Origin of the sequence: Streptococcus halitosis, from assembly GCF_027691175.1 — a bacterium.
Lineage (GTDB): Bacteria > Bacillota > Bacilli > Lactobacillales > Streptococcaceae > Streptococcus > Streptococcus halitosis_A.
Genome location: NZ_JAQFBD010000001.1, coordinates 596407 through 608262, shown reverse-complemented (window position 1 = coordinate 608262; position 11856 = coordinate 596407). Strand labels below are relative to the sequence as shown.

General features: G+C 40.4%; 12 protein-coding genes and 1 tRNA gene. 3 read left to right on the top strand and 10 right to left on the bottom strand.

Features of this window, described 5'->3' with window-relative positions:
* Positions 1-38: 38 nt before the first annotated feature.
* The 4 genes from PG086_RS02930 to typA form a co-directional block, all read right to left on the bottom strand.
* Positions 39-680, bottom strand: coding sequence for an ABC transporter ATP-binding protein (locus tag PG086_RS02930; protein ID WP_000571298.1), 642 nt, complete (start codon positions 678-680; stop codon positions 39-41).
* 1 nt (position 681) lies between these two features.
* Positions 682-2703: a bacteriocin-associated integral membrane family protein gene (locus PG086_RS02925; RefSeq protein ID WP_084921421.1), complete on the bottom strand. Its 2022-nt coding sequence runs from the start codon at positions 2701-2703 to the stop codon at positions 682-684.
* A gap of 432 nt (positions 2704-3135) precedes the next feature.
* The gene (locus tag PG086_RS02920; RefSeq protein WP_000262661.1) at positions 3136-3390 is read right to left on the bottom strand and encodes a DUF3165 family protein; all 255 of its coding nucleotides are present in this window, start codon (positions 3388-3390) and stop codon (positions 3136-3138) included.
* A gap of 19 nt (positions 3391-3409) precedes the next feature.
* Positions 3410-5251, bottom strand: coding sequence for a translational GTPase TypA (gene typA / locus PG086_RS02915; RefSeq protein ID WP_000164126.1), 1842 nt, complete (start codon positions 5249-5251; stop codon positions 3410-3412).
* Between the two features lie 160 nt (positions 5252-5411).
* Here typA and PG086_RS02910 point away from each other — a divergent pair, with 160 nt between their 5' ends.
* Positions 5412-6137, top strand: a complete 726-nt coding sequence (locus PG086_RS02910; RefSeq protein WP_270747764.1) for a pseudouridine synthase — start codon at positions 5412-5414, stop codon at positions 6135-6137.
* A gap of 40 nt (positions 6138-6177) precedes the next feature.
* Here the strand turns inward: PG086_RS02910 and PG086_RS02905 are convergent, their stop codons facing one another.
* The 3 genes from PG086_RS02905 to PG086_RS02895 all read right to left on the bottom strand — a co-directional run bounded on the left by PG086_RS02905 (position 6178) and on the right by PG086_RS02895 (position 7135).
* Positions 6178-6438 (bottom strand): hypothetical protein, encoded by a 261-nt coding sequence (locus PG086_RS02905; protein WP_001088136.1) that lies wholly within the window; start codon positions 6436-6438, stop codon positions 6178-6180.
* An 86-nt stretch (positions 6439-6524) separates the two neighbouring features.
* A complete protein-coding gene (locus PG086_RS02900) occupies positions 6525-6905 on the bottom strand; it encodes a rhodanese-like domain-containing protein (RefSeq protein WP_061597872.1) in 381 nt (126 codons plus the stop codon).
* Positions 6902-7135: a YqgQ family protein gene (locus tag PG086_RS02895; RefSeq protein WP_000646473.1), complete on the bottom strand. Its 234-nt coding sequence runs from the start codon at positions 7133-7135 to the stop codon at positions 6902-6904. The genes PG086_RS02900 and PG086_RS02895 overlap by 4 nt, the downstream gene beginning before the upstream one ends.
* 102 nt (positions 7136-7237) lie before the next feature.
* Between PG086_RS02895 and PG086_RS02890 the strand changes: the two genes are divergently transcribed.
* Positions 7238-8146, top strand: a complete 909-nt coding sequence (locus PG086_RS02890; protein ID WP_270747761.1) for a LysR family transcriptional regulator — start codon at positions 7238-7240, stop codon at positions 8144-8146.
* A gap of 30 nt (positions 8147-8176) precedes the next feature.
* A complete protein-coding gene (locus PG086_RS02885; RefSeq protein WP_270747760.1) occupies positions 8177-9976 on the top strand; it encodes an N-acetylmuramoyl-L-alanine amidase in 1800 nt (599 codons plus the stop codon).
* Between the two features lie 28 nt (positions 9977-10004).
* On the opposite strand, the gene PG086_RS02880 is transcribed toward PG086_RS02885, so the two are convergent.
* The 3 genes from PG086_RS02880 to PG086_RS02870 form a co-directional block, all read right to left on the bottom strand.
* Positions 10005-10322, bottom strand: coding sequence for a LiaF transmembrane domain-containing protein (locus PG086_RS02880; protein WP_270747758.1), 318 nt, complete (start codon positions 10320-10322; stop codon positions 10005-10007).
* 243 nt (positions 10323-10565) lie between these two features.
* Positions 10566-11465, bottom strand: a complete 900-nt coding sequence (locus tag PG086_RS02875; RefSeq protein WP_270747757.1) for a DUF6287 domain-containing protein — start codon at positions 11463-11465, stop codon at positions 10566-10568.
* A gap of 295 nt (positions 11466-11760) precedes the next feature.
* A tRNA-Thr gene (locus PG086_RS02870) sits at positions 11761-11833 on the bottom strand.
* Positions 11834-11856: the final 23 nt, after the last annotated feature.

Sequence of the window (11856 nt, the reverse complement as noted above, 5' to 3'; positions counted from 1 at the left end):
GTATTTGTGACTCTTTCTTCTAACTTAATGTTCTCTTATCATCGATGTGATAAATCGGTAACTCGAATGACTTGGTCCACTTGCTCCCAAATCAGGGGATTGTGGGTCGCAATAATAATCGTTCGATTCGGATTTTTTAAAGATTCTAGGATAGAAAGTAATTCCTCAGAGTTTTTGGGGTCTAAGGAAGCGGTTGGTTCATCTGCGAGAATCAAAGGTGGATCCTTTAAAATTATCTTCGCTAGTGCAACACGTTGTGCTTCTCCTCCTGATAATTCAAAGATAGGTTGCTTTAAATCTAAATAAGAGAGGTTAACACGGTTTAGAGCTTGTTTCATCAAAGAGATTTTCTCTTTTTCTTTCAACTTATTACCAACTAAACCCAGATTGAGATTCTCTTTGACGGTTTGACTTTCAATTAAGCCAAAATCTTGAAATAAGTATCCTAAGTAATCTCTAAAGAAAACAGAAGGCTTGATGTCCTTAAGAGAAGTGCCATCATAGATAATTTCTCCATTGTCATATGGCTCTAATCGTCCAATCATATTCAAGAGGGTTGTCTTACCACAGCCACTTGTACCGATTAAGGCATAAATTTTCCCACCTTCAAATTGAAGATTAGTATCTGAAAATAGCTGACGGCTTCCAAATTTTTTAGATATATTCTTTAGTTCAATCATCCTATTTTCCTTTCATAATGGTCATAGAAACACGAGATTCTTTCTGTGCTTGACGGTAGAGAGTCAGTATAGCACTAACGAGGAAGATCGATAAAGTTACCAATCCAATCACCACATCCCGACTACGCCAAATAAAGAGACTCGCACCGAATACAAAACTAGCAAATTGACTAATCATATACTGAGCGTGCGTTTCAAAAAATCGCAAACCAGAAATTCGTTTAATCAAAATCTCACGACGGAATTGTTCAAAATAAAGAAGATTCACAGAATAAAAGAGAAGCAAAGAACTCGCGATTCCAATAATTGCTCCTAAAATAAGGGTTAGAGTTTGTGTTTGAACCTCATAGTAACGTGCGAGGTAAACACTTCGTCCCTCCTTGAGGTAGGATACTTGATCATAAATTCCTGCATTTTTCAAGAGTTTAATCCCATCTTCATATCCTTTGACAAAGATATTCTTACCAGCATTGATAGACCAACTAGATAAGGATGTAAAACTATCACCTGTAGAAGTCGGCGTGAATACCACTAAAATCGGATCCGTCAAATACTGAGTGGATACGGGGTTCTCACCGTTATTATAAACAAATCGCTTTTCTCCCATTGAAAGATAACTAACGTGCGCTTTCATCTCATAATCCAAAGGAGCACTTGCCTCCTCACCAGATTTTCCATAATAACTCAATCTTTCTTCAAAGATTTTTTTTAGTTCTGCTTCTTGAGAGCGCAAATGTTCTGGGAGCAAGAGGACAAACTCACCTTTTTGGAGATGGGCTAACTTCTGTTTGGTCTCAGCATCTACCACGACCTTTTCCTTCTCCAAATAACTAGGACTAACATAGAGCGTATTAGCATCTGGACTATAGGTATCCAGTGTCTCTCCCTGTTCATTTTTTCCTTGTGGATTGGCAAAATGGAACAGATTATCCTTTACATAAAGGGCTTGTTCTTCTTCGATTGCTTCCTTGGCAAAGGCATACCAATTGCTCTGATTTTCCGCATTTTTTACTCTATCACCGAGCCCAAAGGAAATCTGGTAATAATCTGCTCGGTCTTCCCAAGCTTGCTTGGATAGTTGGAGTTCCTGTAAACGCTGGTAAGAAGTCAAGCCAGTCTTGACTGCATAACCTACTGTAAAGACAGCAACCAACTGACATAGTAAGGTCAAGGTCATCAAACGTTTGAGGGGCAAACGTCCTTTTAACACAGGAACCAAAGCCTTGTAGCTCAAGCTCATCAAGTAGAGCAGGCTCAGTACTAGCGAAATTCCCAATAAAAAGAGAAGATAAAGCCCCACTCCGATACTAAAGGCTGCTAAAAGAACGGGATAAAAGAGCCCTTGGCCGAGGAGGACAGCACCTCCCACTATAAGGGATCCCCCCCCAGCTAAGCAAAGCCACTTGACGTCATCGTATAAGGCGCTTCCTATGATGGACAAGAGGGTCTGTCCTGAAAAGAGCTGAATCCCTGCAGCCCGCATCTCCTTAATTCGGGTGATAATCACCATAGCAAAGAAAGCTAATCCAAATATAGCTAAACTAATCAATAACAACGGATTTAAAGCAATCCAAAAAGCTAAAAGATACGGAGGAGTTTTGCGGTCTGCAATCGCTTTATAACCTAAATCATCTAATTTTGCAGCTAATTTTTCCTTGGTCAATGAACCAGACAAGAGAAGGTAACTATTGAGAGGATCGCTCCGTTCTCGGCTTTCTTGGCTAGCCGCTTGAAACTCTTTTGGCAAGCCTCCCTGACCATAGGTCGCATAGGTGAAGTTGGTCCTTCCATCCTTACTCGGCTCTACTATCCGTCTGGCAATCAAACTCTGCTCCGAGCTTGCAAACTTCTCCAACTCTCGCTCAAACTCCTCACGAGTCGGCTCTTGTGCCCCATTTTTAACACGTAGCAAGGTGACGGAGTCATAACTAGTATAGAGATACTGAGGAGCACGTAAGATAATAATCCAAATGAAGAAGCAACTGAGAAAAATAGTAGACAAGCAAATAAATAGTTTCTTCATAGTAGACTCCTTGTGGTGAAAATTGATTTCAGGAGGTAAGATTTCAGAGTATGAAATCGGTTTCTATTTATCGCAAATATATCACCATTATGATAAATTGTCAATAGATTTTGGCAAAATATACTTATATTTTTTTGGACTAACTTTTTAAACTTCTATAACAATATAGAGCTCTTAAAATGTGGAAAAAAACTCACTTGAACAAAATATTTTTAGGTTTATTCCTTTTTGCAAGAAACGGAATCTTAGACTTTCCGTTGTGATAAAAATGCCTGAAAACAATAGATTTCAGGCATTCGGAAACTTTGAGACTATAGGCTCAAAGTTTAGGTATGGAATTTCGAAGAAAGTCGCTACCGTCCGTAATCACCTAAGGAAAGTTTTAAAAATCTTATTTTAAATCGAAAAAGAGAGCCACAGCTCTCTTTCTATTTATCTTCTTCTGCTCTTTTTTACAGGCATGAGCGTAATGTCTCTCAAGCTAAAGTAGGCTAGAGCCAGCATGGCGATTGTGACAAAGAATTCTGTCGGTAATTGGAAGATTTGCAAGATGGACAACATCAGCAAAATCAAGAGTGCAACAACTACAAAGACCAAGATAACGATGTTGACTGTTCCTTTGATACTTTGGGGTGTCGCAAATACATAGAGTAGTAATAAGAGTATCCCTATGATTAAATAGACCATCTTTATCTCTTTCTAGCTCTTATTCAGCTGATTTTTTCTTTTTGTTGGCTTTCTCGCGCTCTGCCTTGTTGAGGATTTGCTTACGCAAACGGATAGACTCAGGCGTTACTTCCATGTACTCATCGTCATTCAAGAACTCAAGAGACTCTTCAAGGGTCAAGATACGAGGTGTCTTGATAACCGCTGTTTGGTCCTTGGTAGCTGAACGGACGTTGGTCATTTGTTTGGCCTTGGTGATATTAACAGTCAAGTCGTTTTCACGAGAATTTTCACCGATGATCATTCCTTCGTAAACCTCAGTACCTGGGTTGACAAAGATCGTACCACGCTCTTCGATCGACATGATTGAGTAAGTTGTAGCCTTACCAGCATCGATAGAAACGAGGGCACCACGGTGACGTCCACCGATTTCACCCGGAATCAATGGCAAGTATTGGTCAAAGGTATGGTTCATGATACCGTAACCACGAGTCATTGACAAGAACTCAGTTGAGTATCCGATCAAACCACGCGCTGGAACAAGGAAGACCAAACGAGTTTGACCATTACCAGTTGAAATCATATCCAACATTTCACCCTTACGTTCAGAAAGGCTTTGGATAACAGATCCTTGGTATTCTTCTGGAGTATCGATTTGCACACGTTCAAATGGCTCACATTTTACGCCGTCAATCTCTTTTACAATAACCTCTGGACGAGATACTTGAAGTTCATAACCCTCACGGCGCATGGTTTCAATCAGGATTGACAAGTGCAATTCTCCACGTCCTGAAACAGTCCATTTATCTGGTGAATCCGTTGGGTCAACACGAAGGGAAACGTCTGTTTGCAATTCTGCTTGCAAGCGTTCTTCTACCTTACGAGAAGTCACCCATTTCCCTTCACGACCTGCAAATGGTGAGTTGTTGACCAAGAAGGTCATTTGGAGGGTTGGTTCATCGATATGTAGGATTGGAAGAGGTTCAATGGCATCCGTCGGAGTAATAGTTTCACCAACAAAGATGTCTTCCATACCGGATACGGCAATCAAGTCACCTGCTTTGGCTTCTTGGATTTCACGACGTTCCAAACCAAAGAAACCGAAGAGTTTTGTTACACGGAAGTTCTTCGTTGTACCATCTAGCTTAGAAAGGGTAACTTGGTCCCCAACTTTCACACTACCACGGAAGACACGACCGATACCGATACGACCTACGAAGTCGTTGTAGTCCAAAAGTGACACCTGGAACTGCAAAGGCTCATCTGAGTTATCCACTGGAGCCGGGATATGGTCGATGATGGTGTCAAAGATTGGCGCCATTGTTTTTTCTTGATCAGCTGGATCATCTGACAAGGAGGATGTTCCGTTGATAGCTGAAGCATAAACAACTGGGAAATCAAGCTGGTCATCATCTGCGCCAAGCTCGATGAAGAGTTCCAAGACTTCGTCCACTACTTCTGCTGGGCGAGCTGATGGTTTATCGATTTTGTTGACAACCACGATTGGGACAAGGTCTTGTTCCAAGGCTTTTTTCAATACGAAACGAGTCTGTGGCATGGTTCCTTCGTAGGCATCTACGACCAAGACAACACCGTCAACCATTTTCATGATACGCTCAACTTCTCCACCGAAGTCCGCGTGTCCTGGTGTGTCCATGATATTGATACGAGTTCCGTTGTAGGCAACGGCTGTATTTTTAGCAAGGATGGTAATTCCACGCTCTTTTTCGATATCGTTTGAGTCCATAGCGCGCTCTGCCAATTCAGTACGTGCATCAAGCGTTTCTGATTGTTTCAATAATTCATCAACGAGGGTTGTTTTCCCGTGGTCAACGTGGGCAATAATGGCTACGTTACGGATATCTTCTCTTAATTTTGTCATGATTTCCTCTATAATATTTAAATTTTTATTTCTAACTGAACAATTATACCACAGTCTCATTCAAAAATCACAGTTCAGCTAAGTGTAAATGTTTTCACTCTGCTTTTCTAGTTAAGGCAACTCTTTTCAAAGTCAGAGACTTATGATAAGATAAGCTGATATGCGTTTAGATAGATTATTAGCCCAAGAAAAAATCAGTCGCAAGGCTATGAAACAGGCACTTTTGAAAAAAGAAATCCTAGTGAACGATTGCCCAGCCAGCTCCCTCGCTCAAAATGTCGACACTGGATTACAAAAACTAGTCCTTCAAGGACGGCAGATTCAAGGATACGAGCACAACTACCTCATGCTTCATAAGCCAAAAGGAGTCGTTACAGCTAGCAAGGATAAGAAACTTCCAACCGTCATGGACCTACTCCCTAAAAATATCCAGTCAGACCAACTCTATGCGATAGGCAGGCTAGACCGCGATACGACAGGACTGCTCCTTTTGACAGACAATGGACCTCTTGGTTTTCAACTCCTCCATCCTCAATATCATGTGGATAAAACTTACCAAGTCAAGGTTAATGGACTGATCACCCCAGACCATATCCAAAAGTTCAAAGATGGAATCGTCTTTTTAGATGGAACACTCTGCAAACCAGCCAAACTAGAAATTCTATCCGCAAGCCCAACAGAGAGCCATGCCTCTATTACCATCTCAGAAGGAAAATTTCATCAGGTTAAAAAAATGTTCCTCTCAGTTGGTGTCAAGGTGACTGCCTTAAAAAGAGTCCAGTTCGGCGATTTTACATTAAATTCAGAGCTATCAGAAGGGCAATACCGTCCCTTAAATCCAGAGGAATTGGAAATCATAAAAAACTACTTAGAGATGAGTCGATAAAATAAAAAAGCTTTAAATTTAAAGCTTTTTTGTTTATTGCTTATCTAAAAAATACTGCGACAGCTACAATTCTAAAAAATACTGCGACAGTTACAATCCAGTTAAGTACAGAAACCACAAGTCCTACGATGTTGAGAATTTTTTCTGTTTTATAGTCTAGTCCAGATTCTTTTTGGTATGAAAAAGCCAAGACCAATCCTATGATCCCCAAAATCAGACCTACTATTGGAAATAGCAAACCAAGGACGATAGATAAGATACCTAAAATAAGTGAAGGTTTTTTCTTTTGTTGTGAATTCATATTATAAAATCTCCTTAAATTTATTATAAATGATGATACCTTAAGATACTAGCTTTATCTATCATTCGACAGTTTTTTAAAGAATCTTAGCTAGTCTTCACTTTCCCTTTCCAAGAATCCAACCCATAAGAAAGGATATAAATCTCAGAAAAACCTTGTTTTTTCAGATAAAGTGCTGCATTGGTCACTCGTTGTCCACGTTGGTTTTCGTAGAGAAGGACAGGTTTATCCTTGCGAAGGGCTGCAAGGCTTGACTTCAACTGATTTGAAGGAATATTGCGAGCTCCGAGGATATGTTTTCTGTGAAATTCTGCTGGTTCACGGACATCAATCAATTGCCCTTTCCGAATCAAGGCTTCAAATTCAGCATTATCCACAATCTTAGCCGCACGACGAATACGAAGGTAGTTATAACCCATCCATGCCACCATTGCCAATACGATTCCCCAAACAATCCAAATTGTCATAAGTTCTTATCTCCATTTTTCTCTATGTAGTCTAATTCTATCTTGTGCTCCCTGCGGAGAACAGCTTCCGCTTCTAGGTAATCTAGCTTGTCCATCAGACCGGCATCATAGATCCGAGAGAGTTCAAGCTTCATCAGTTCAATATCATACAAGCGCTTCCCCATGTAAACAATAATGCCAAACTGTTTGAGAAATTGCTGCACATCATAGAATGTTTTCATAGCTTTCATTCTAACAGATTTTAGACTTTTTTTCAATACTGGACCGGCTCTTTCCCCCTATTTTCTTCGTCTTCATTGCCCATTCTTCCGCAAGTGTGGTACAATAAAAACATGAGAATTCAACAACTACACTATATTATCAAAATCGTCGAAACTGGCTCTATGAATGAAGCAGCCAAGCAACTCTTTATCACTCAACCCAGTCTCTCTAATGCCGTTCGAGACTTGGAAAATGAAATGGGCATTGAAATCTTTATCCGCAATCCCAAGGGCATTACCTTGACTCGTGATGGGATGGAGTTTCTCTCCTATGCCCGTCAGGTCGTTGAGCAAACGCAGCTTCTTGAGGAACGTTATAAAAATCCTATCGCCCACCGCGAACTTTTCAGCGTTTCCTCTCAGCACTATGCCTTTGTAGTCAATGCCTTTGTTTCTTTGCTCAAGAAAAGTGATATGGAAAAATACGAGCTCTTCCTTCGTGAAACTCGGACTTGGGAGATTATCGATGACGTCAAGAACTTCCGTAGCGAGGTCGGTGTCCTCTTTTTAAACAGCTACAACCGCGATGTTTTAACGAAAATGCTGGATGACAATCACCTCTTAGCCCACCACCTCTTTACTGCGCAACCTCATATCTTTGTCAGCAAAACCAACCCTCTAGCAAAGAAAGATAAGGTTAAACTAGAAGACTTGGAGAACTTCCCTTACCTCAGCTATGACCAAGGGACTCACAACTCCTTCTACTTCTCTGAAGAGATTCTCTCGCAGGAATACCACAAAAAATCTATCGTGGTCAGCGACCGTGCCACCCTCTTTAATCTCTTAATTGGTTTGGACGGATACACGATTGCAACAGGGATTTTGAACAGCAACCTCAACGGAGACAATATCGTTTCCATTCCACTGGACATAGACGATCCTATCGAGCTAGTCTACATCCAGCATGAAAAAACCAACCTGTCTAAGATGGGCGAACGCTTTATCGAATACTTAGTAGAAGAAGTTCAATTTGATAATTAATAGGAAAAAGAAAAAGTTAGGAAATAGAAAGTGAAAAAGATACTACTGACTAGTGCTTTAATCCTTTCAATCGCAGGATTGGCACCCGCATCCGTCTCAGGAGAAGAAAACACAACTCAATCCACATCTGCTGTCAAGGAATCAATTGACAAAGAAGAAAAGAAAGAGTCGAGTGTTGAGGAAAACTCTAAATCAGAGGTGCTTCCGAAAGTAGATGTGCAAGAAGACAAGCCCCCAAAAGAAGGGTGGTACCAAGAAAATCACCACTGGCGTTTTTACCAAGATGATAAACCTGCTTTGAACTGGAAACAAATCCAAGGCAAATGGTACTACTTCGATCAAGATGGTAATCGTCTTCATTCTACTATCTACAAAGGCTATGCCTTTGACCAAGATGGGGTTATGGTAGAAAATAGCTGGACCAATTTGGACAACCAATGGTATTATGCTGATTCCTCTGGACGATTAGCTCAGAATACCTGGAAAAAAATTAACGGATCTTGGTACTATTTTGACCAAACTGGAAGCATGCTCAGCAACACCTCCGTTGACGGCTATCTGCTCACAAATAGTGGAGCTATGGCAGAAAAGGGGTGGATTAAATTAGACCAAAATTGGTATTATGTCACACCATCTAGCAGAATCTCGCAAGACAAGTGGGAGAAAATCAACGGTTCTTGGTATTATTTTGATAAAAACGGCGTGATGCTCAGCCAGACAACCATTGGTGCCTACCTGCTAGGCGATAGCGGAGCCATGGCAGAAAACTCTTGGGTGAGAATCAATGAAAATTGGTATTACGCTAATGCATATGGGAAATACAGCCAAGATAAATGGGAGAAAATCAATGGCTCTTGGTATGCTTTTGAACAAAATGGAGTCATGCTTTCCAATAAATGGAAAGAAAGCTACTACCTCAAAGCCAGCGGGGCCATGGCGGAGAAAGAGTGGATCTTCGATAAATCCTACAATAGCTGGTTCTATCTAAAAGCGGATGGCCGTTATGCAAATCAGGAGTGGATTGGGGCATACTACCTCAAGTCTGGCGGTTATATGGCCAAGAATGAGTGGATTTACGACGACTATTACAAGGCTCGTTACTATCTGGACGATAGTGGACATTATGTATCAGGAACTTACAAGATAGACGGCAAGGAACACTTGTTCCAAAAATACGGCCAATGGATTTCTGAAGTTTCAACTGAAGGTGGATTTACAAAGGGTCAATACAACAATACCATCTTCCTAGATCCTGGACATGGTGGTCAAGATTCTGGTGCCTTTTACTACAATGTCGCTGAGAAAGATCTCAACATGCAGATTTACCATAAACTTCGTGCTAAGTTAGAAGAACTGGGCTACAAGGTCCTCACCTCTCGTGATAGCGATATTGACGTTGACTTTGTTACCGAACGTTCTCGTATGGTTAATAAGACCAACTCTGACATCTTTATCAGTATTCACTTCAATGCAACTGGTAGCGCATACTCAAAAGCGAGCGGTATTCAAACCTACTCCTATAGAGATGAACCTGATTATCCAAGTAAGATTAATCAATACTGGCACAATCACCCTGATCGTATGAGTGAAAGCAAACGCCTCGCCGCTGCCATCCACTCCTCTCTCCTTGCAGAAACAGGGGCAAAGGATGCTGGCTTATTGGAAAGTAGCTTTGCTGTACTACGCGAAACAGCCAAACCAGCAGTCCTCCTAGAGCTTGGTTATATGGATAATTTCACCGAAAACCAACAAATCAGAGATAGCCACTACCAAGATAAACTGGTCGCAGGTATTGTGAAAGGGATCCAAAAATATTACGCTGGTCAGTAAAAAAAGTCTCGAGAAATCTCGAGACTTTTTATTTGCCTTCTTTTTTATCTTTATCAGGAAAGAGGTAACCAAGTCCTACACAAGCTAGCACACCGGCACCAATCACCAAACCACTTGAAATTGGTAATAGATCAAAAATAGCATTTACAATGATAAAGGCGATGATCAAGCACATCAAGCTAGCCTTGTAGTCTTTTTTCAAAAAGTTTTCTAGCGTGAAATAGAGGAACAATCCTACCGGAATGAGTGACCAGAGATTGACATCCAAACTTGGCCAACCAACAGAACCGAAATACAATACAACCGCTGCTGCTACTAAAAATACAAGTCCCAATAATTTTTTCATTTTTTGTCTCCATTTTCTTTTTTGGGTTCTTGAGTTGTCTGATATTGACGCCTCACACCCTTTACAAAAATTATTATAGCAGAGGGTTTCCCCCAGAACAACCTCTTTTGCCTATCTGGTCTCTATCTCAGTCTAAGTGGTTGAATAGTGGTGATAAAAGAAAAAGAAGCCCTAATGGGCTTCTTGATTTTGCCGAGTACAAGGGCATTTCTGAACTAAGATAATCTAAAGTTAGATTCTAAACTAGTTTTTCTTTTCCTTAGATTCTAGAGAAGATTTGATTGCTTCACGATCTGCTTGTAGTTGAGCTAAGTTCTTTTCTGCTTCCTCAACTTTACTAGTATCTGGTTTCACACGATAATAAACATCTTCTGGTTTCATTAACATCGCTCCATACTCTTGTCCAGAAAGTAGTCTTTCCTCAGCATGATTGCTTTTATCCGTAATCTTTCCATCATCAGCAGGTTTCATAACAACTCCACTTGGCACAGCTACTACTACAAATCCTCCAGCAACAGAATCTTTTACCCATGCACTGATAGACGCTGTCTCAGGGTTACGACTATCTTGTCCTTTTGATACCTTTAATCCAACTACAGATTCGTACTTTTGATCATTTGTAAACCAAGTCGCACGTACTTCTCCAGAATCATTAATAATGTATTCATTACCAGATTGACTACGCCAAGTACCTTCTAAACTAGACAAATCATTGTTCTTGATTGCTTCAATATCTAGTTTTGGAACGGTAGTTTCTTTCTTCAACTTGCTAACAAGTGCTTCTGATTCCGTAATTTTGGTATCTAAAGCAATCAGTTGATCCTTGAGTTTTTGAATTTCCTCTTGTTTATCCTTATCAGTCTCATCTGTTTTTCCTTGGCTTGTAGACGATTGACTTGTTGACTCTGTAGTTGAAACGGCAGACGATGCTTGATTTGACTCTTTTTTTCCAATCAAAGAATGCGAGAAAACACTTACTAGGATTATAGCAACCAAAATACCGAGGACTATCCCAATATAGATTTTGATATTTCTAGTTCCTCTCGCAAACTTTTTAGTTGACTGCGCCTCTGCTAATTCTGATGCAGTTGGCTTGCGACCATTCGCCTCCTCAAATTGTTTTACCCATTCTTTCTTATTCATAATTTTCTCCTTTTTGATTTATATTCAGCCAAGCTTGCTAGACTTCATTCGTTATTATCCACGGATTTTTATAATTTTTAGAAAACCTATGCAAAAAATTCTAGAATGATTACCAGCCTCTAGTCCTCTGAAACGGAACGAAAACAAGTGCTTATTAAAATATATTATACCACAAAATATAAATTTTAGTTTTTATTTATAAGCAGGAGTCTCAGATGTTAAATAGAACCTACCTCAAACGTTCCACCTTTCCTATATTTACAAAAAAAGAAGCCTAATTAAGGCTTCTTGATTCTGCCGATTGCAGGGATCGAACCTGTGACCTACGCGTTACGAGTGCGTTGCTCTACCAACTGAGCTAAATCGGCGATTACCCTTTTAGTATAGCACT

Bases quoted from the DNA above. Each gene is read 5' to 3' on its own strand.
- PG086_RS02930 (WP_000571298.1), bottom strand. From the start codon at position 680: ATGATTGAACTAAAGAATATATCTAAAAAATTTGGAAGCCGTCAGCTA.
- PG086_RS02925 (WP_084921421.1), bottom strand. From the start codon at position 2,703: ATGAAGAAACTATTTATTTGCTTGTCTACTATTTTTCTCAGTTGCTTC.
- PG086_RS02920 (WP_000262661.1), bottom strand. From the start codon at position 3,390: ATGGTCTATTTAATCATAGGGATACTCTTATTACTACTCTATGTATTT.
- typA (WP_000164126.1), bottom strand. From the start codon at position 5,251: ATGACAAAATTAAGAGAAGATATCCGTAACGTAGCCATTATTGCCCAC.
- PG086_RS02910 (WP_270747764.1), top strand. From the start codon at position 5,412: ATGCGTTTAGATAGATTATTAGCCCAAGAAAAAATCAGTCGCAAGGCT.
- PG086_RS02905 (WP_001088136.1), bottom strand. From the start codon at position 6,438: ATGAATTCACAACAAAAGAAAAAACCTTCACTTATTTTAGGTATCTTA.
- PG086_RS02900 (WP_061597872.1), bottom strand. From the start codon at position 6,905: ATGACAATTTGGATTGTTTGGGGAATCGTATTGGCAATGGTGGCATGG.
- PG086_RS02895 (WP_000646473.1), bottom strand. From the start codon at position 7,135: ATGAAAGCTATGAAAACATTCTATGATGTGCAGCAATTTCTCAAACAG.
- PG086_RS02890 (WP_270747761.1), top strand. From the start codon at position 7,238: ATGAGAATTCAACAACTACACTATATTATCAAAATCGTCGAAACTGGC.
- PG086_RS02880 (WP_270747758.1), bottom strand. From the start codon at position 10,322: ATGAAAAAATTATTGGGACTTGTATTTTTAGTAGCAGCAGCGGTTGTA.
- PG086_RS02875 (WP_270747757.1), bottom strand. From the start codon at position 11,465: ATGAATAAGAAAGAATGGGTAAAACAATTTGAGGAGGCGAATGGTCGC.